18 protein-coding genes are annotated in these 19,464 nt (G+C 61.9%); 12 read left to right on the top strand and 6 right to left on the bottom strand.

What is annotated here, in order from left to right; translation table 11 throughout:
* The 6 genes from BN1134_RS09070 to BN1134_RS19665 form a co-directional block, all read left to right on the top strand.
* Window positions 1-849, top strand: an 849-nt coding sequence (locus tag BN1134_RS09070) for an IS3 family transposase (protein ID WP_084214766.1), incomplete at its 5' end; no start/stop codon positions are given.
* 186 nt (window positions 850-1,035) lie between these two features.
* Window positions 1,036-1,572 carry a fimbrial protein gene (locus BN1134_RS09065; RefSeq protein WP_042046726.1) on the top strand — a complete coding sequence of 179 codons (537 nt, stop codon included), beginning with the start codon at window positions 1,036-1,038 and terminating at the stop codon, window positions 1,570-1,572.
* A gap of 97 nt (window positions 1,573-1,669) precedes the next feature.
* On the top strand, window positions 1,670-2,386 hold the full coding sequence (locus tag BN1134_RS09060; RefSeq protein ID WP_042046725.1) for a fimbrial biogenesis chaperone: 717 nt from the start codon (window positions 1,670-1,672) through the stop codon (window positions 2,384-2,386).
* Between the two features lie 5 nt (window positions 2,387-2,391).
* Complete coding sequence (locus BN1134_RS09055) at window positions 2,392-4,902, top strand: fimbria/pilus outer membrane usher protein (RefSeq protein WP_052449456.1); 2,511 nt, start codon at window positions 2,392-2,394, stop codon at window positions 4,900-4,902.
* A 2-nt stretch (window positions 4,903-4,904) separates the two neighbouring features.
* Window positions 4,905-5,924 carry a fimbrial protein gene (locus tag BN1134_RS09050; protein ID WP_042046724.1) on the top strand — a complete coding sequence of 340 codons (1,020 nt, stop codon included), beginning with the start codon at window positions 4,905-4,907 and terminating at the stop codon, window positions 5,922-5,924.
* A 199-nt stretch (window positions 5,925-6,123) separates the two neighbouring features.
* The gene (locus BN1134_RS19665) at window positions 6,124-6,360 is read left to right on the top strand and encodes a hypothetical protein (RefSeq protein ID WP_156991724.1); all 237 of its coding nucleotides are present in this window, start codon (window positions 6,124-6,126) and stop codon (window positions 6,358-6,360) included.
* Between the two features lie 199 nt (window positions 6,361-6,559).
* On the opposite strand, the gene fis is transcribed toward BN1134_RS19665, so the two are convergent.
* Window positions 6,560-6,856, bottom strand: a complete 297-nt coding sequence (fis, locus tag BN1134_RS09045; protein WP_042046723.1) for a DNA-binding transcriptional regulator Fis — start codon at window positions 6,854-6,856, stop codon at window positions 6,560-6,562.
* Window positions 6,857-6,881: 25 nt separating this feature from the next.
* Complete coding sequence (gene dusB, locus BN1134_RS09040; RefSeq protein ID WP_042046721.1) at window positions 6,882-7,847, bottom strand: tRNA dihydrouridine synthase DusB; 966 nt, start codon at window positions 7,845-7,847, stop codon at window positions 6,882-6,884.
* 345 nt (window positions 7,848-8,192) lie between these two features.
* On the opposite strand from dusB, the gene BN1134_RS09035 reads away from it, so the two are divergent.
* The 5 genes from BN1134_RS09035 (at window position 8,193) to BN1134_RS09015 (ending at window position 14,031) form a co-directional block, all read left to right on the top strand.
* The gene (locus BN1134_RS09035) at window positions 8,193-9,530 is read left to right on the top strand and encodes a TolC family protein (protein ID WP_156991723.1); all 1,338 of its coding nucleotides are present in this window, start codon (window positions 8,193-8,195) and stop codon (window positions 9,528-9,530) included.
* Entirely contained in the window at window positions 9,527-10,525 is a 999-nt protein-coding gene (locus BN1134_RS09030) for an HlyD family secretion protein (RefSeq protein ID WP_084214764.1), read from the top strand. The genes BN1134_RS09035 and BN1134_RS09030 overlap by 4 nt, the downstream gene beginning before the upstream one ends.
* Window positions 10,526-11,638: an ABC transporter permease gene (locus BN1134_RS09025; RefSeq protein WP_042046718.1), complete on the top strand. Its 1,113-nt coding sequence runs from the start codon at window positions 10,526-10,528 to the stop codon at window positions 11,636-11,638.
* The gene (locus BN1134_RS09020) at window positions 11,632-12,810 is read left to right on the top strand and encodes an ABC transporter permease (RefSeq protein WP_042046717.1); all 1,179 of its coding nucleotides are present in this window, start codon (window positions 11,632-11,634) and stop codon (window positions 12,808-12,810) included. Before BN1134_RS09025 ends, BN1134_RS09020 begins: the two co-directional genes overlap by 7 nt.
* Window positions 12,811-12,948: 138 nt before the next feature.
* Window positions 12,949-14,031, top strand: coding sequence for a calcium/sodium antiporter (locus tag BN1134_RS09015; protein ID WP_042046716.1), 1,083 nt, complete (start codon window positions 12,949-12,951; stop codon window positions 14,029-14,031).
* Window positions 14,032-14,078: 47 nt separating this feature from the next.
* Here BN1134_RS09015 and prmA read toward each other — a convergent pair whose 3' ends face one another.
* The 4 genes from prmA to thpR all read right to left on the bottom strand — a co-directional run bounded on the left by prmA (window position 14,079) and on the right by thpR (window position 16,904).
* On the bottom strand, window positions 14,079-14,957 hold the full coding sequence (gene prmA / locus BN1134_RS09010; protein ID WP_042046715.1) for a 50S ribosomal protein L11 methyltransferase: 879 nt from the start codon (window positions 14,955-14,957) through the stop codon (window positions 14,079-14,081).
* Between the two features lie 118 nt (window positions 14,958-15,075).
* Window positions 15,076-15,525 carry an RNA polymerase-binding protein DksA gene (dksA, locus tag BN1134_RS09005; RefSeq protein WP_042046713.1) on the bottom strand — a complete coding sequence of 150 codons (450 nt, stop codon included), beginning with the start codon at window positions 15,523-15,525 and terminating at the stop codon, window positions 15,076-15,078.
* A 102-nt stretch (window positions 15,526-15,627) separates the two neighbouring features.
* Entirely contained in the window at window positions 15,628-16,386 is a 759-nt protein-coding gene (gene sfsA, locus BN1134_RS09000) for a DNA/RNA nuclease SfsA (RefSeq protein ID WP_042046712.1), read from the bottom strand.
* Complete coding sequence (gene thpR / locus BN1134_RS08995) at window positions 16,383-16,904, bottom strand: RNA 2',3'-cyclic phosphodiesterase (RefSeq protein ID WP_042046711.1); 522 nt, start codon at window positions 16,902-16,904, stop codon at window positions 16,383-16,385. The genes sfsA and thpR overlap by 4 nt, the downstream gene beginning before the upstream one ends.
* 89 nt (window positions 16,905-16,993) lie before the next feature.
* Between thpR and hrpB the strand changes: the two genes are divergently transcribed.
* Window positions 16,994-19,438, top strand: coding sequence for an ATP-dependent helicase HrpB (gene hrpB, locus BN1134_RS08990; protein ID WP_042046710.1), 2,445 nt, complete (start codon window positions 16,994-16,996; stop codon window positions 19,436-19,438).
* Window positions 19,439-19,464 lie beyond the last annotated feature (26 nt).

Below are 19,464 nucleotides of genomic sequence, written 5' to 3'. Positions count from 1 at the left end.
CCTATGGGGTCAAATCCAGTTACCCTGTGCCAGACCCTGGGGGTTCACCGAAGTGGCTTCTACGCGTGGTTGAAACAGCCCACATCGCCACGACAGCAGGAGGACGAACGACTGACCGGATTGGTCAAGCAATCCTGGCTGGAAAGTGGTGCTGTCTACGGTTATCGCAAGATCCATCGCGACCTTCGTGACGCAGGGGAAGCCTGCGGCAAGCACCGTGTGGCCAAATTAATGAAGCGGGAGGGACTGCGTTCGCAAACGGGCTATCAACGCCGCAAGGGGCATTATGGAGGCAAGAGCACGCAAGCTGCCCCAAACACGCTGGCACGTCAGTTTAAGGTGCCAGCCCCCAACATCATCTGGGTGACTGACATTACCTACATTCGCACTCAAGAAGGGTGGCTGTACCTGGCGGTGGTGCTCGACCTGTTCTCTCGCCAGATCGTCGGCTGGGCGATGAAGTCACGCATGACGGCAGACTTGGCGGTTGATGCGTTATTGATGGCCGTCTGGCGGCGCAAACCCAAGCAGCCGGTACTGGTGCATTCGGATCAGGGCAGCCAGTTTACCGGTGGTGAATGGCAAGACTTTCTGAAGGCCCACAACCTGAGTTGCAGTATGAGCCGACGGGGTAACTGTCACGACAACGCGGTCGCCGAGAGTTTCTTTCAGTTGCTCAAACGGGAGCGGATCAAGCGCAGGATTTACGCGACAAGAGACGAAGCCCGCAGCGATGTGTTTGATTATATCGAGATGTTTTACAACCCAATCAGGCGTCATGGTTCCAATGATGGGCTGTCGCCGGTAGAGTTTGAAAGGCAGTTTATTTTTCAGCAACAAAGTGTCTAGAAAACCAGGGGCGATTCAGAGTCAGTTAAGGTTGGTGGCTGTTTAATTAATCGGCAGGTCAGACCGCCTCTCCCTGCCCCCCGCTCGACGGGGATGCCCTATAAGCAGGCAACAATTACAGAACGACTGAACAGAACAGTGTGCTGCGTCACCCCGCAGACACCATACAACGCCAGGAGAAACACCATGCAACTCAATCTGCGTCTTGCGCTCATCAGTGCCCTGGCTTTGCTGCCCAGGATAAGCCACGCGACTGATGGCGAAATCAACATCACGGGCACCATAGTCGCCAACACCTGCGATATCACCTCAGGTACCGGCGGTAAGCACGCCGTGGTTCTCCCCACCGTATCGGCCAATGCCTTGACGGCAGCAGGAACGACGGCTGGCCGCACCCCGATCGCCATCAACTTGACCAACTGCACCCCCAATAGCGGCAAGGTTTCCCTCTACTTCGAACCGGGTAGCGGCACCGATATGAGCACGGGTAAACTGAAGAACACAGCACCATCTGGTGCGGGCAATGTGCAGGTCGGCTTGAGCAATGCCGACTTCAGCCAGATCGCCTTGAATCAACCTCAGGCCGCCCAGAACTCCCAGTGGGTCGATATTACCGGCGGAGCAGCTACCCTCACCTACTTCGCCGAATACTATTCCGCCCTAGGTGGCGTGACGGCGGGCGCAGTCAAGGCAGATACCTTCTTTACCCTGACCTATCAATGAGTCTACTCTGAGCGGTAAACCAGAACGGCATAGTCGGGAGCCCTCACTGCTATGCCGTTCTGGTGCCGAATCCGCCGACTTAACAAGGTATCCGCTCATGTCCCGGAATGTTCGCCGATACGTCTGGCCTTTGATCCTACTGTTACTGCCCCTCGTCGCCCAGGCTGGGATTGTCATCAGCGGTACGCGCATCATTTACCCGGCTGACAAACGAGAGATCACCCTGCAACTAAACAATACCGGTGACAGCCCGGCGTTGGTGCAATCCTGGATCGATAGCGGCAATACACTCTCGCAACCCGAGCAGGAGAAGGCCCCCTTCATCATTCTTCCCCCTGTCTCTCGGGTCGAAGCCAAGAGCGGTCAGACATTGCGCATCATGTACAACGGCAGCCCCCTGCCGCAGGACAGGGAGAGCCTCTACTGGTTCAATCTCTTGGAGATCCCACCGCAACCCGATGCCAAGAACAACGAAAACTACCTGCAGTTTGCCGTCCGTTCCCGCCTGAAATTTTTCTTCCGCCCTGCGGGTCTCAAGGCCGATCCGGCCAAGGTCGCCGAGCAGTTGCAATGGCACCTGGAATCCAGCAGCGAACCGGTGCTCGCGGTTCACAATCCAACGCCCTACCATGTGACCTTGAGTTCAGTTCGCTTGGCCGGGCATGAACTCTCAGGGGATATGGTGGCCCCATTTGCCAACTTGAGGCTACCCCTACCCGCCAAGTTACGGGTTCCACTGCCCCAGACCCTAAACTTCAGCCTCATCAATGATTATGGTGCCCAGCAGGCGCACCAGATCGCCCTGAATAAGTAATCGCCATGCTGAAGCGCGCGTCACGCCCTTCCCCGCTGCTGGTGATGCTGATCGCGTTGACTATGAGCTGCGAAGCCGCCGAGGAGGTGACCTTCAATGCGGGCTTTCTTAACCCCAACCTGGAGGCCATAGATGTCAGCCAATTCAACAAGGGCAATCCGCTCTACGCGGGGAGTTACCTCAGCGATATCTATATCAATCAGAACCTGAGCGGGCGCCTGATGGTGCGGCTAGGCCAGGTGACAGACCAAGCGGAACCCCAGCTCTGCCTAGACATGGCATTGCTGAACCAGGGGCATGTCAACACCGAGCAACTGACTCCAGCCCTGAACCAACGACTGCAAGACCCGGCAGAGTGCGTCACCCCAGAACAGATCTCTCCGGAGCTCAGTTGGCACTACGCCATCGCTGAGCTGGCCCTGCATCTGGACATTCCCCAGAGCCTGCAACTGCGCGCCGACCGGGCCGGAGTCCCCCCTGAGCAGTGGAGCTGGGGCGAGCCAATGGTCAGCCTGGGCTATGACCTGAATGACTACCATAGTGACTATGCAGGGCAAAGTTACACCAGCCGCTATCTGGGGCTCAACGGTGGCGCCAATCTGGGCAATTGGCGTCTGCGCCACCAGTCGAGTCTGCAACAAGGCGACCAAGATGAGGCGTGGAGCAATATTGCCACCTATGCCCAGCGCAGTCTGCCCGATTGGCGCTCACGGCTGACCCTGGGCCAGAGCTGGAGTTCGGGGGAGTTCTTCGATGCCGTCAGCTATCAGGGCATCAACCTGGGCAGTGACCCGCGCATGTTGCCCGAGTCGCAACGGGGATTTGCCCCCACAGTCCGCGGCATAGCCCGCACTCATGCCAAGGTCACCATAGAGCAGAATGGCTACCTGCTATACGAGACCACAGTGCCACCGGGCTCATTTGTCATAGATGACCTCTACCCGACCGGCTATGGCGGCGATCTGCAGGTGACCATCCAGGAGGCCGATGGCAGCCGCCAGGCGTTTCGTGTGCCCTATGCCGCCGTGCCTGGCATGGTGCGAGCCGGCACCACCTTCTACAATGCCACCTTCGGTGAGGTGCGCGATGACGCCTTGCAGGGCCAGCGCCCCCTGTTGGGCCAATTTACCCTGCAACAAGGCGTCAGCAACCTGCTGACCGGTTACAGCGGCCTCTCGCTGCTGGAAGAGTATTCAGCCTTGCTGGTGGGCAGCGCCATCAACACCTCGCTGGGAGCCTTTTCCCTGGATCTGACCCACGCCAACCTGAGCGAGCGAGATAGCTCCAGCCAGGGAGAAAAATACCGGGCCAACTTCTCACGCCAAGTGACCACCACAGATACCCACCTGTCGCTGACCGCATCGCGCACCAGCAATGAGGAGTATTACGGTCTGCAGGAGGCCATCTCCCGGCTGTATGGTCAGAACCAGGATTTCACCCGCCAGTGGCATGAACGGCAGCGGCTGGATCTCAGTATCAACCAGGCGCTGGGCTCAGGTAGCCTCTACCTGATCGGCAGCCGGAGCTGGTATTGGCAAGCACAGCCCGATGAGACCAGCCTGCAACTGGGTTACAGCGACATGCTAGGCAATCTGGGCTATCAGCTCTCGGCCCAACATAGCCAAACGAGCACAGGTCAGCGCAACTGGCTCTATGGTCTCACCCTCTCGCTGCCCCTGGGCAGCCGCGGCCTCAATGGTAGTGTGACTATGCAATTGACTCATGATCCCGCCAACGGCAGCCAACTGCAGACCACTCTGGCAGGCGCCTTCGGAGAAGAGAGTCAGTACAGCTATGGCCTCACCGCCAGCCATCAAGCCCCGCAACAGGGTGAGAGTGTCAGTGGCTTAGGCGTCAACGGCAGCTACCGCTCATCCCACGCCTACTACAACGGCAGCCTGAGTCAGGATAGCCAGCAACAACGGCAATACTCAGTAGGGGTGCGTGGGGCCATAGTCGCCCATGCTGGCGGTTGGCTGGCCGTGCCTGAGCTGGGAGATACCTTTGCCATCATAGCGGCACCTCAGGCGGCGGGAGCCAAGCTGACCGGCTGGGCCGGGGTAACGATCAACGACGAGGGCTATGCCATAGCCCCCAATCTAACCCCCTTCAGCCGCAATCACCTCGAACTCGATCCACAAGGCACCCTGGACACGGTGGAACTCTCGACCACCAGCCAATGGGTGGTGCCGGATGCGGGGGCCGCCGTGCCGGTACAGTTCGCCACCAAGGTGGGCTACGGCCTGCTACTGGACACTCGCCTGGCCAACCAACAGCCCGCGCCATTCGGTGCCCAGGTGTTGGATGCTCAGGGGCAAGAGGTGGGAACGGTTGGCCAAGGAGGCCAGCTCTATGCCCGAGTCAGCCAACTGCGCGGCCAGCTGCATGTGCGCTGGGGGGGCGAAGTCCATCAGCAGTGCCAGCTGAATTACCAGTTACCCGCCGACGCCGCGGGTCTGAGCCTGATAGCCGAGCCCCAAACCTGTCTCCCCCTAACTGCCGACCATCAGGAGTAATCATGACGCTCACTCGCCCTCTGGCATCCCTCTGCTACGCGCTCCTCCTGGCCCTGAGTTGGAACCCTGCTGCCCTGGCCAACTGTAGTTGGAAAGATGGACTGGTTGGCCCCGCTCGCTACAGCGCCCCCAACTCCTCGCTGACGGTCAATAGCATCAACACCGCGGTGGGGCAACGGCTGGGGGATATCGGCGGCATGGATGGCACCCCCTCCTGGAAGAGCAACTGCAGCGGCAGTGAGAGTGCGGGTTACAGCAATCTGGTGGGGGCCACGGCTCCGGCCATCGGCAGCTCGGAAAAAGGACCTATCTATAACATCACGACGATACCCGGCATTGGCTACAGCCTGAGTGATACCGCCCTCTACAACACCCCCAACTACTTTCGCCCCTATGGTGAAGTGAAAGCTCCAATCGGAGACTATTACTTCGATGCCACATCCAAGATCCGGGTCGACTTCTGGAAGACGGGCAACATGACCACGGGCCAGTACTGTCTGCCCGCCGGCACCCTGTTGGGCAATGTGCGTTTCGATAACTTGACCGTGGTGGAAGCGCGACTGACCAACGGCCTGTGTGTCAACATAGTCGGCCCCACCTGTACCGTCAGTACCGACTCAAAAAACATCACAGTGCCCCTTGGCACTCAGCAGGCCCAGCAATTCACCGGGATCGGTAGTAGCAGTGCCAGCCGCAACTTCAACATCCATCTGCAAAGTTGCAGCAACGTCTATGCCGTGCTCATGCAATTCAATGCCAGCGCCGACCCAGACTATGCCAACGCCGCCCAACAAGGGGTCATTCAGCTGCAAGCCGGTGCGCAGAATGCCACGGGGATAGGCGTACAGCTGCTCAATAGCGCCTTGCTGCCACAGCCGCTTAACAACCGGCAAGAGGTATGGCGCGGCGCTCCGGCCTCAAACCTGACCCTGCCGTTTGCCGTGCGTTACCTACAAACACGCAGCCAGGTCACGCCGGGGCAGGCCAATGCCCTCGTTCAGTTTGTGGTGGCTTACCAATAGTCGGCCATTCCAACCACTACACGAAACACACAAGACCACACCCCAACTAAAGATGGAACATTAGGGAAAGTGCGAACAAGTATCCCACGAACAAAAAATGAAAATTTTAGTCATTTAATATCAATGGGTTACCAGTAAATGCTCTCGTGCCATATGACTTATTCGCACCTTCCTTAGTAGTTGGGCTGAAGTGAGAGATGTGGCTGATCAGTCGCTTGATGGTTTGTTACGGTTTTACGAAAAAAAGAACATGCATTTGCCACACGTAAGTCATGAGTTATCCATCACTGGCAAAGACGTCGTAGCTGAATTGGAAATAGCTTGGCCTCATAAAAAAAGAGGGATCGCAATTGCTCAGCAAGACCTTGAGCAGGCTAGGGCTGTTGGTTGGAAGGTATTAACTGTAGGCGAAGCTCTTAAAGAAATGAACAAATGAATTGTAGATACAGAGGGCTATGATGGTTTTCGTTTGAAAGGGATTAAGAGGAGGAGCGATGACTTACTGTCGCCTTATCGGAGCGATCAACCACAAAGCCTTGCTAGGTAAGTGTGGGTTCAAATGTGGGTTCAAAACTAAAAAGGCACTTTCATTAAAATGAAAGTACCTTTATTTTCAATAGCTTAGCTTTTATGGCTTAGTTCATGCCGTAGCGCTTGAGCTTCTTGCGCAGGGTGCCACGGTTGATCCCCATCATCACGGCGGCGCGGGTTTGGTTACCGCGGGTGTACTGCATGATCACGTCCAGCATGGGAGCTTCGACCTCGGAAAGGACCATATCGTACAGATCCACCACTTCCTGACCGTTCAACTGGGCCAGGTAGTTACGCAGGGCCTGTTGCACAGAGTCACGCAGGGGGCGCTGGGTCGGCTCGGCAGCGTGATTGTGAGTGGTCGTTACCAATGCATCAGAAGTCAGGGTTTGTTCGAACATATTCGGTCGGCTCTTATGTTATGCGTTAACCTAATCCATCGAAATAGGCATCCAGTGCCTCGAGTTGTGCCTCAGCACACTCCAGGCCATTGAAATACCTGCGGAATTCTCGGCCCGTCTCTTCTTCTTCCAAATACCAGCCCACATGCTTGCGAGCAATGCGTGCCCCCAGATAGTCACCGTAGAAACGGTGCAGGTTGGCAACGTGCTCCAGCATCAGGGCCCTGACCTCAGCCCGTGGCGGCGGAGGCAGAAGGGTACCGGTTGCCAGATAGTGACGGATTTCCCGGAAAATCCAGGGTCTTCCTTGTGCAGCGCGGCCGATCATCACGGCGTCAGCGCCGGTATAGTCGAGGACATACCGAGCCTTTTCCGGGCTGTCGATGTCGCCATTGGCGACAACAGGAATCGATACGGCCTGCTTAATCGCCCTGATGGTGTCGTACTCCGCGTTACCTTTATAAAGGCAGGCTCGGGTACGACCATGCACGGCAAGGGCCTTGATACCGCAATCTTCGGCGATTCGGGCGATCTCCACGCCATTGCGGTTATCCGGATCCCATCCTGTGCGAATTTTCAGCGTGACAGGCACTGCGACTGCATTCACCACGGTATGGCAGATTTCTCTGACCAGATCGGGGTAGCGCAGCAGGGCGGAACCTGCCAACTTCTTGTTTACCTTCTTCGCCGGGCAGCCCATGTTGATGTCGACGATCTGCGCACCATGCTCCACGTTGTAGCGGGCGGCGTACGCCATCATCTCGGGGTCGGCTCCGGCAATCTGGACCGAGCGCACACCAACTTCAGCAGCATGATCCATCCGCATGCGGGTCTTCTGGGAATCCCAGACATCCGGATTGGCCAACAGCATCTCAGAGACCGCCATGCCAGCACCCAGTCGCAAACAGAGTTCGCGAAACGGCCGGTCGGTGACGCCGGCCATGGGGGCGACGATCAAGGGGGCATCCAGGATGTGGGGACCTATCTGCATCACTACGGTTACTATCGGCTTAGGGCGGCGTATATTACGCATTTTTTAGTCAGGAGAAAAGGTTAGTATTTGAGCGTTAGGCAACTTTTTTTAGGAAAAATATCCCCTTCAAGGCTTGCAATATCTGGATAGCTTGCAAATCAGTCGATTGGATGGGTGTGGTGTCGAGTGAATCATAGGGATATTCTGTGCTGCGGAGCCGGGCGAGTTTGCGTTATGATAGCGGGCTCATTTTGAGCAAAAGCTCCACCCAATAAATTAACAAAACACAGGGTCATGATGAGTAGACGAATCATCACAAGAGTCGGTGCCACGCTGCTCTGCTGCTATGCATGGGGGGCTCCAATGGCGCTGCCTGTCTCGTTTGCAGAGGCATGGAGCCGGGTGTTGCAGCAAGACGACGGGCTGGCCGCCGAGCGAGCCGGGGTGGAGCGGGCAGAATCCCTGCGCGAGGCCGCCAAAGCCATGTACCTGCCCAAAATCGATGTGGGGGCGAATTTCACCCGGCTCGACGATCCGGTTGAACTCGATATGCTGGCGCTCAATCCCGTCCGAGGGCTGAGTCAGAGCGCCCTGGGCGGAGCGCTCATCAACCTGATGGGGGGCGCCAGTGCCTTCGTGACGCCGCTGACTGAGAAAAATGTGGTCACCAGCTCGGTCAAGGCACTCTGGCCCCTGTTCACCGGTGGACGCATCGATGCGGCGCAGGATATCCGTGCCGCTCAGGTGGATGAAGCCAAGGAGATGCTGGCCGTCAAGCAGCAGGCCAGCTTCGAGACCCTCTCCCAGACCTATTTTGGCGTGGTGCTGGCGCGCCAAGTGGTGCAGACCCGTGCCGATATCGAGGCCGGGCTTGCCCGTCACTACGATCACGCCAAGAAGCTCGAGGCGCAGGGGCAGATAGCCAGAGTGGAGCTGCTCTCCGCCCAATCGGCCTATGACAGGGCGCGTATCGATACCCAGAAGTCGCGCCGCAGCCTGGAGATCGCCGAGCTGGCGCTCGATCGCCTGATCAAGCTCGATGGCAGCGAGCCGACCAACTCTCTTTTCATTAACCAGCGCACCCCCGAACTTTCGCCCCTGGTCAGCCAGACCCTGGAAGTACACCCAGGTCTTAAGGTGTTGATGGCCAAGCGCGAGCAGGCCAAGGGGTTGATCCGGGCCGAGAAGGGCAAGTTTGCCCCCGAGGTGTTCCTCTACGGTAACTACAACCTCTACGAGCAGGACACGCTCTCGGCCAAGATGGCGCCCGACTGGATGGTTGGCGTCGGGGTCAGCATGCCGCTGGTGAGCCGCGATGGTCGCTCCGATACGGTGGCGGCGGCCAAGAGTGCCGAGTTGCAGGTCAATCACCTGGAGGCCAAGACCCGCCACGATCTCGAGGTGCTGGTCGAGAAAACCTGGCGCGAAGCGGGCCAGGCGCTGGAAGAGTACAACTCCCTCTCATCGACCCAGAAGTTGGCCGAAGAGAACGTCCTGTTGCGGGACAAGGCCTTCGGCCAGGGGCTCTCCACCTCTCTTGATGTGGTGGATGCCCAGAATCAGTTGGCCGGGGTCAAGACCCAGCGTTCGGCGGCGGCCTATCAATACGTGGTCTCGCTCGCGCGCCTGATGGCGCTGTCCGGGCAGATCGATCAATTCCGACATTATCAGCAAGCGCAGGGCATAGAGGTGACCCCATGAGCCAGTTAAAGCAGAGCATGAATTCCAAGCGTCCCCTGATCGTTGCAGGGGTGCTGCTGTTGGTGGTGGGCTGGCTCGCCTGGCGCTTCTGGTTGGCCTATCGTCCTGAGCCGGTGCGACTGCAAGGGCAGATCGAGGCGCAGCAGTACTCGGTCTCCTCCAAGGTGCCGGGCCGTATCGACGAAGTGCTGGTGCACAAGGGCCAGCAGGTGAAGTCGGGCGATCTGGTCTTTACCCTGGCCAGTCCAGAGCTGGAGGCCAAGCTGGCCCAGGCCAAGGCCGGTGAGGCTGCGGCGGATGCCCTCTCCATGGAGGCGGAGAAGGGGGCGCGAGCCCAGCAGATCGCTGCCGCCAAGGATCAGTGGCAGAAGGCCAAGGCTGCCGCCGAGCTCAGCGGCAAGACCTACCAGCGGATCGCCAACCTGTATCGTGACGGCGTGGTGCCGCTGCAAAAGCGGGATGAGGCCTGGACCGGCTGGCAGGCGGCCCGTTACAGCGAAGGCATGGCGTGGCAGCAGTATCAGCTGGCCCTCGAAGGGGCACGTGAAGAGACCAAGGTGGCGGCCCGTGAGAAGGCGCGCATGGCCGCAGGCTCGGTGGCCGAGGTCGAGGCCTACATGGCCGATACCCGCATCAACAGCCCGCACAACGGTGAGGTGAGCCAGGTACTGCTGCGTAGCGGCGAGCTGGCCCCCCAGGGGTTCCCTGTGGTGACCCTGCTCGATCTGGACGACGCCTGGGCAGTGCTGCATGTGCGTGAAGATCAGCTCTCCCACTTTGCCATGGGGCAGGAGTTTGACGCGCGCATCCCGGCGCTCGGCGATAAGCCGGTGCGTCTCAAGGTTTCGCATGTGGCGGTGATGGGGGATTTCGCGACCTGGCGTGCCACCGATACCCGGCAGGGGTTTGACATGCGCACCTTCGAGGTGGAGGCGCGCCCGGTACAGCCGATCCCGGGGTTGCGGGTTGGCATGAGCGTGCTGGTCGAGCTGTAAATGGGGCGCGAATGGCGACTGCTGTGGCAGGATGGTTGGGGGCGGATGCTGGTGCTCTGGCTGCCGCTCTCCCTGCTGCTGATGCTGTGGTGGATCTTCTCATCGGCCCTGGTGCGCGAGCTGCCCATCGCCGTGGTCGATCTCGACAAGAGCAGCCTGTCGCGCCAGCTGGCGCGGGATCTGGATGCCTCCTCCTTTCTTCGGCTTTCCAACGAGTTTGATTCGGTGGCCGAGGGCACCCGTGCCCTGCGCGGTGGTGACATCTATGCGCTGGTGGTGCTGCCGCTGCATCTGGAGCGCGATGCCCGGCTCGGCACCGCGCCGCGCGTCACGGTGTGGAACAACAGCCAGTACGTATTGATCGCCAAGGTGGTCAATGCGGCGCTGGCGCAAGTGGTGGGAACCCTCAACGGTCAGGTAGGGGTGTTGCAGGCGTTGGCCGGTGGCAGCAGCCTGCCGGGGGCCCTCGGGCAGTCGGTACCGCTGGCTGGCCAGATGACGCCGCTTTACAACCTCAACTCCAGCTATGGCCAGTTCCTGCTGGGGGCGCTGTTCCCCGCCGTGTGGCAGATTTTGCTGACCCTGTACGGGCTCAATGCCCTGGCGCGGGAAGATAGGCTCGGCCTTGCCTGGCATGAGCAGGGGGTCTGGCCGGCACTGTGGCATAAGTTTGCCCTGCACTGGCTGATTGGCTGGGGGTGGGGACTGGCCTGGAGCTATGCCATGTACAGCTGGCTTGGCTACCCCATGCACGGCAGCCCCTGGCTGCTGGCGCTGGCGCTCGGGGTGACGGCCGGCGCCTGTGTGGCCCTCGGCATGGGCTTTTATGCGGTGATCCGCGACGCGGCCCGGGCCATCTCGCTGGCCGGGGCGCTGACGGCGCCCGGTCTTGCCTTCATGGGGGTGACCTTCCCGGCCAGCGCCATGGGGGGCTTTGCCACCTTCTGGCGCGCCCTGCTGCCCATCTCCCACTATGCCGACATCCAGATTGATGTGGCCAACCGGGCGCAGGGGCTGCTGGCCATCGCGCCGCAATTGGGGGCGCTGCTGCTGTTCTGGGGGCTGTTGTGGGTCGCGGGCCGGCGTTATCAGCCCAAGGAGGCCGCATGCTAGGGTTTTTCGATCTGCTGCGCCTCGAGCTGCGCAGCCTGTTTGCCGATCGCGCCATCCTGCTCACCCTGTTTGGCGGTATCCTGTTTTACTCCTTTCTCTATCCCCAGCCCTACCTCAAGCAGACGCCGCGCGAACTGCCCGTGGTGCTGGTCAATGAGGACGGCAGTCAGCTCTCGCGCCGGCTCGCCTTCATGGCCGATGCCACGCCCGAGGTGAAGCTGGTCGATGAGGTGGCCAGCCTGGAGGAGGCGCAGCGGCGCATCAACGCCGGCGAGGCGCGCGGGCTCCTGCACATCCCGCGCCACTTCTACCGCGACATCATGCTCGGGCGCACCGTCACCCTGGGGTATGCGGGGGATTCGAGCTACTTCCTGGTCTATGGCTCCATCGTACAGGGGCTGGCTTCGGCGGGGGGCACCCTGGCGGCGCAGATCAAGGTGTCACGGCTGCTGGCCCACGGCGAGCCTCTGCCGGGCGCCAGCCAGGGGTGGAGTGCGGTCTCGCTCAATCTGGTGCCGGTGTTCAACCCCACCATGGGTTACCTCAACTACGTGGTGCCCGGGGTGTTTGTGCTGATCTTGCACCAGATCCTGCTGATGGGGGCGGCCCTGCTTGGCTCGACCCAGAACCAGATCACGGTGCGAGGCGGTAAGGGGTACTGGCAGCTGGCGCCCACCGGTCCGCTGCTGCTGGCCCGTACCCTGGTGATCGCCGTGCCTTACTTCATCCCGATCACCTATATGCTCGGTTTTTGTTTCGATGCCTATGGCATTGCGCGCGAGGCCAGCGCTTCCGAGGTGCTGCTGTTTGCCCTGCCGTTCGAGCTGGCCACCCTGATGCTGGGCATCCTGATCGGCGCCCTCTGCACCCGCCGGGATATTCCGAGCCAGGCCATCTTGCTCTCCTCCATGCCGCTGGTGTTTGTGGCCGGTTTCATCTGGCCCATCGAGATGGTGCCCGAGCCGCTGGTATGGATCTCTTACTGGCTGCCGAGTACGGCGGGGATGCAGGGGATGCTGCGACTGAACCAGATGGGGGCCGACTTTGCCCAGGTGCAGCCCCTGTGGTGGCGTCTGTGGGGGCTGACCCTGCTTTACGGCGCGCTCTCATGGTGGGCACTGCATTGGCGCAAGCGTTCATTGCCCATGACGGCGATGGCTAACGGCACATAACAAAAGGGCACCTCAAGGTGCCCTTTTTGCCATCGCGAATTGGGGTAGCATGGTGGGGGTCAATCGGTGGCAAGCACGTCAAGGGGGCTCGTCACCAAAGAGGGGCCTCGCAGGGGTTAACGGCACAAGGATGATCTTATGATGACGGCGGTGTGGCTGGCGCTCGGGCTGGCGTGTCTGGTTGGGGGGGCCGAGGCCCTGGTGCGTGGCGCGTCGCGTTTGGCGGTGGCGCTTGGGATCTCGCCGCTGGTGGTGGGGCTGACGGTGGTGGCATTTGGCACCAGCGCGCCCGAGCTGGCGGTGAGCGTGCAGTCGGCGCTGGAGGGGCAGGCCGGTATTGCGGTGGGTAACGTGGTGGGGAGCAACATCTTCAACGTGCTGTTCATCCTCGGTATCTCGGCGCTCATCGTTCCGCTTTCTGTGTCGCTACAACTGGTGCGCCTCGATGTGCCGCTGATGATCGCCGTCTCGCTGCTGGTGCTGCTGATGGGCTGGGACGGGCGCCTCTCGGCGCTGGAAGGGGGGCTGCTGTTTGCCGGCATCATCGTCTACACCCTGTTTCTGGTGATCCAGAGTCGGCGCGAGGGCAAGGCCGGGCAGGCGGAGTTCGCCGACGAGTACGGTGAGCCGGAGCCCCGCTCAGCCAGCCGTACACTGCGTCACCTGCTGCTGATCGTGGGGGGCTTGGCACTGCTGATCCTCGGCTCGCGGCTGCTGGTCGACAGTGCCGTCACCCTGGCCCGCTATTTCGGGGTGAGCGATCTCATCATAGGGTTGACCATCGTCGCTGCCGGCACCTCGCTGCCCGAGGTGGTCACCTCCATCGTGGCGGCGCTGCGCGGTGAGCGCGACATCGCGGTGGGCAACGTGGTGGGCAGCAACATCTTCAACCTTCTCTGCGTGCTCGGTCTGACTGCCGTGGTGGCGCCGGGTGGGCTCGAGGTCTCAGCGGCGGCGCTGCGCTTCGATATCCCGGTCATGATCGCCGTGGCGCTGGCCTGCCTGCCGATCTTCTTCACCGGCTACACCATAGCGCGCTGGGAGGGGGGATTGTTTCTGGCTTACTACGTCGCCTATACCGTCTGGCTGGTGCTGCACGCCACCGGCAGTGCATTGCAGACGAGCTATGCAGCCGCCATGGCGGGCTTCGTGCTGCCGCTTACCGCCGTCACTCTGCTGGTGCTGGCGGTGCGGGCGTGGCGCTCTGTGCCGGGCCGATAAGGCCGGCTGGGGATAAAGCAAGGGCTCCCGAAGGAGCCCTGTTAACGTCAGCCGTGCTTGGTGCCCGAGAGGCGGCACCACTCTTCCTGCACCGCCGTCGGATCCATGGTGAACCACTTGCCGTAGATGGTTTCGAGTTCGGGGGCCTGGCTCTCCAGCACGCCGGAGAGGGCCATGATGCTGCCGGGCTTGCCGAGATCGGCGATGAGCGGCGCCAGCTCGCGCAGGGGGCCGGCCAGGATGTTGGCGACCACCACATCGGCCTGGAGGCCGGCCGGTTGATCTTCGGGCAGGTAGAGCTCGAGGTGCTCTGCGACGCCGTTGCGTTCGGCGTTGTCGCGGCTGGCCTGGATCGCCTGGGGATCGATGTCGATGCCGATGACGCGCTCAGCACCCAGCTTCAGGGCCGCAATGCCGAGGATGCCGGAGCCGCAACCAAAGTCGACCACCGTCTTGCCGGTCAGATCCTGGCCATCGAGCCACTTCAGGCACAGCGCCGTGGTGGGGTGGGTGCCGGTACCGAACGCCAGGCCCGGATCGAGCATGACGTTGACCGCCTCGGGATCGGGCACGTCGCGCCAGCTCGGGCAGATCCACAGACGCTCGCCAAACTGCATCGGGTGGAAGTGATCCATCCACTCGCGCACCCAATCCTTGTCCTCCAGCTGCTCGACCTTGTGGCCGACCTGCTCGCCGAAGATCTGCTGAAAGAAGGCCACGATCGGTGCCGGATCCACTTCGGCATCGAACAGGCCCATCACCTCGGTTTCGCCCCACAGCGGGGTCTCGCCCGGCATGGGCTCGTAGACCGGCACGTCCTTGGCGTCCATGAAGGTGACCGCTTGGGCACCGCGCCCCAGCAGCATGTTGCTCACCTTGTCGGCGGTCTTGGCGGTGGCGTTGATTCGAATTTGTATCCAGGGCATGGCGCTGACTCTTGACGGTAAAACCCGCCGGATTCTACCACCGGGGGCGATGGGTGTCGAAACGCAAAGAGGGAGCCCGTGGGGCTCCCTCTTTGTATACGCGCGAGAGGTGGGCTGATCAGCCCGCCATCTGCTTCTCTTTGATCTCGGCCAATGTCTTGCAGTCGACACACAGATCAGCGGTCGGACGGGCTTCCAGACGGCGGATGCCGATCTCGATGCCGCAGTGCTCGCAGTAGCCGAATTCGTCTTCTTCCAGCAGTTGCAGCGTCTTCTCGATCTTCTTGATGAGCTTGCGCTCACGGTCGCGGGTACGCAGCTCGAGGGCGAACTCCTCTTCTTGTGCTGCGCGATCGACCGGATCGGGGAAGTTGGCTGCTTCGTCTTTCATGTAATCAACGGTGCGATCGACTTCCTGCATCAGCTGATTACGCCAGGCCGCCAGAATTTTGCGAAAGTGCGCCTTCTGGCGCTCGTTCATGTACTCCTCACCCGCTTGTTCCTGGTAAGGCTCAACTCCCGCAATGGCCAGGGGGCCCAGAGATTTCCTGTTTTCGCCTGTTGGCATGCCCTGTCTCCTATACTGCACGCGTCCCGTGCCATCCATAAATTAAGGCCGGTATCTATATCAGATGGGGTGGTGCGTGGCAAACAACCCATACCATTATTGCTACTCCGTCGAGATTTCTGATCCCTTGGGAATAATCCGGCTAACGGTTTCAAACGGGATAAACCCTTGCGGCTTAAAGCCTGTGATCTCAACATGGGGTTGGTAGCATAAAATTTCAACCCCTGCCCCAATCGCTTGCTCAAGAAGCAGACTGTATTGTGGATCAATGTGTGATGCAGCACACATTTTGGTAATCCCCGAGTGCAACACCATGAACAGCAACACGGCCCGGTGGCCGGCTGCCTTCATCGCCATCAGCTCGCGCAGGTGCTTGGCGCCACGGGTTGTCACTGCATCGGGAAAATAGCCCATCCCATCGTCACGCTCAGCATCGAGCAGGGTGACTGATTTCACCTCCACATAGCAGGATGGCCGCTGGTCATCTTCCAGCAGCAGATCGATGCGGCTGCCCTCTTCCCCGTATTTGACCTCGCTGCGCAGGCGCGCGTAGCCGGCGAGCGGGGCGATAGCACCGGCTTCGATCAGCTCGCGGGCAATCTGGTTGGCACGCGCGGTATTGACGCAGATGAGGTGGCCGCGCGGGCTCTGGGCGATTTCCCAGCTGTGGGGCAGCTTGCGCTTGGGATTGTCGGACGTGGAGTACCAGACCCGGGTGCCGGGGTCGGCGCAGCCGGTCATGGCGCCGGTGTTGGCGCAGTGCACCGTGAGGGTTGAGCCGTCGTCGAGCTGCACGTCGGTGAGAAAGCGCTTATAGCGCTGCAACAACAGGCCGCTTTGTAGTGGAGGATGAAATTTCATGCAGTCACTCGCTTGCGAAGTGGCCAGCAGGCGAGGGGCTCATAACGTACCCCCTCCTCGCTGCTGACCGACTGATAGAGACAAAAGCTGTCGGCATGTAGGACGAAATCGGGGGCCGGAGCGGGCTCCGGCGCCGCCGCGGCCTTGCGCGACAGGGTGATGTGGGGGCGGTAGTGCAGCTCGCCGTTGCCAAGGCCGAGGCGGGTGCAGTGGCGTTGTAGCTCGCGCACCAACACCGACAGCTCGTTGGGCCAGCGCTCGGGGCCGATCCAGGCCGCCTTGGCGCGACCAAACCAGCCACAGCTGTCGAGGGGGATGGTCAGTGGCGGACAGTGCAGCCGGGCCGCGATCGCCTCAAGCTGTGTCCGCTGCTGCGCCGTCACCTCGCCGAGAAAGGCCAGGGTGAGGTGCAGGTTGGTTGCCGGCACCGGCTCGCCGGGCCAGGGGCGGGCAGCGCGCCACGCCACGATAGGGTCGGCCAGCAGGCTGACCGGAAGGGCAAAAAACAGTCGGGCCAAGGGGTCTCCTGATGCAGCGGGGAAGGCCCCACGAAGGGGGCAAAGTGTGGCATCATAGGCGCCGTTTTTACCATGACGGAAGTGCTGATTTGTCGACTCTGCCGATCGCCGACCTGTTGCCCGCCATCGAGCAGGCGCTCTTGCTCCACACCCAGCTCATCTTGCAGGCGCCACCCGGTGCCGGCAAATCGACCCTGCTGCCCCTTGAGCTGGTGCGTCGCGAGCGCGTGGCCGGGCGCATCATCCTGCTCGAGCCGCGCCGGCTGGCGGCGCGTAACATCGCGGCCTACCTGGCCGCCCAACTGGGTGAGAAGGTGGGGGAGCGCATAGGCTTGCGGGTGCGCGGCGAGAGCCGGGTGAGCGGCAAGACCCGCCTTGAGATCGTCACCGAGGGGGTGCTGACCCGAATGTTGCAACAGGACCCCGAGCTGTCCGGGGTCGACCTGCTCATTTTTGACGAGTTTCACGAGCGCAGCCTGCACGCCGACACGGCGCTGGCCTTCGCCCTCGAAAGTCAGCAGGCCCTGCGCGATGACCTGCGTATTCTGGTGATGTCGGCTACCCTCGACGGCCTGCCCCTCGAGCGCCTGCTCAGCGAGGCGGTGGTGCTGCGCTCCGAGGGGCGCAGCCACTCGGTCGAGTGCTTCTACCGTCCGTGGAGCCGCCAGCAGCGCCTCGAACCCCAGCTCGGTGCCGTGGTGCTGGAGGCGCTGGCCAACCACGCCGGCAGCGCGCTGGTGTTTCTGCCCGGCCAGGGGGAGATAGAGCGTCTGGCCGAGTGGCTGCGCGAGCGGGTAGGGCCTGAGGTGGACATAGCCCCGCTCTATGGCCGCCTCGATATCCGCGCCCAGCAGGCCGCCATCGCTCCTGCCCCGGCCTGGCGGCGCAAGCTGGTGCTCACCACCAACGTGGCTGAGACCTCGCTCACCATAGAGGGGATCACCCTGGTCATCGACAGCGGTCTGGAGCGGCGCGCCCAGTTTGATGTGCGCAGCGGCGTGACCCGTCTCGAGACCCGCCAGATTGCCCGCGCCTCGGCGGTGCAGCGCGCCGGCCGGGCCGGTCGACTAGGCCCCGGCGTCTGCTACCGCCTGTGGAGCGCCGAGCAGCAGGATCGGCTCGATGAGCAGAGCCCGCCCGATCTGCTGACTCAGGAGCTAACCGGCCTGATGCTGGAGGCGGCCCAGTGGGGCAGCCGGGTTGAGGCGCTGCCGCTGCTCGATACGCCCCCTGCCGGGGCGCTGGCCCAGGCGCAGCGGCTGCTCACTTCCCTCGGCGCCCTCAAAGGGGAGCAGCAGCTCACCCCTCATGGCCGCGCCATGGCCCGTCTCGGCACCGCACCGCGGCTGGCGCATCTGCTGCTGCGCGCCGCCGAGCTGGAGGCCGAGGGTCTGTCAGGGATTGTCGCCGACGCCTGTTATCTGGTGGCCCTGCTGGAGGAAGATCTGCGAGGATCGGAGCGCCTCGGCGTCTTGTTCCAACGTCGCCGCGGCGCCCTGCATGGCCAGGCGCGGCGCTGGTTCGAGCGCCTCGGGGTCAGGCCGGGCGAGGCCCATGGGCAGTGGCTAGGCCTGTTGTGTGCCCTGGCCTGGCCCGATCGCATCGGGCGGCTGCGCAGCGGCAGTCGCTACCAGCTTTCGGGCGGGGTGAGCGCCGATCTGGTGGAGGATCACCCGCTCACGGGGGCGTCAGCTCTGGTGGCGGTCAATCTGGGCCAGAACGAGCGCGGCAGCCGCATCTTCGTGGCCGAGCCGGTTGAGCTGGGTGAGCTGGAGCGCCTCCTGCCCGAGCTTATCGGGGAGCGCGAGCATTTTGCCTGGGACGAGCAGGCCGACCGGGTACGGGCCGAGCGCCAGCGTACCCTGGGCGAGCTGGTGCTCGGCAGTGAACCACTGAGCGCCCTTAGCGATGAGCAGAAGGGGCGCTGCCTGCTCGACGGGGTGCGCGGCAAGGGGCTGCACTGCCTGCCGTGGGACGAGGCGAGCGAGGGGTTGCTGGCGCGGCAGCGCTGCGCCGCCGAGTGGCTGCCCGAACACCCCTGGCCTCAGGTGTCGGACGAGGCGCTGCTCGCCGGCCTCGAGCTGTGGCTGCTGCCGAGCGTGCTCGGCATGACCCGCCTCGAGCAGTTAAAGCGCGTCGATCTGGTGGCGGCCCTGCGCGCCCTGCTGCCCTGGCCGCTGCCGAGCGTGCTCGACGAGCAGCTGCCGGTCTATTTCACCGCCCCGACCGGCACCCGGGTGCGCATCCGTTATGTTCCGGGGCAGGCCCCCGCCATCCCGGTGCGGATCCAGGAGATGTTTGGTCAGGCCAGCACGCCGCGGGTGGCGCAAGGCAAGGTGGCGCTGCTGGTGGAGCTGCTCTCACCAGCCCAGCGGCCGCTACAGATCACCGCCGATCTGGCCGCCTTCTGGGCCGGCTCCTACGAGCAGGTGAAAAAAGAGATGAAAGGACGTTATCCGCGCCACTACTGGCCGGACAATCCGCTGGAGGCGATGCCGACACGGCTGACCAAGAAGCGGATGGAGCAGGGCTGACCCTGCCGTAACAACAACTCAGCGTG

It is taken from the genome of Aeromonas simiae, from assembly GCF_000820125.1.
Classification (GTDB): domain Bacteria; phylum Pseudomonadota; class Gammaproteobacteria; order Enterobacterales; family Aeromonadaceae; genus Aeromonas; species Aeromonas simiae.
Note: the sequence above shows the minus strand (reverse complement) of the source record. Positions and strands in the feature narration are given on the sequence as shown.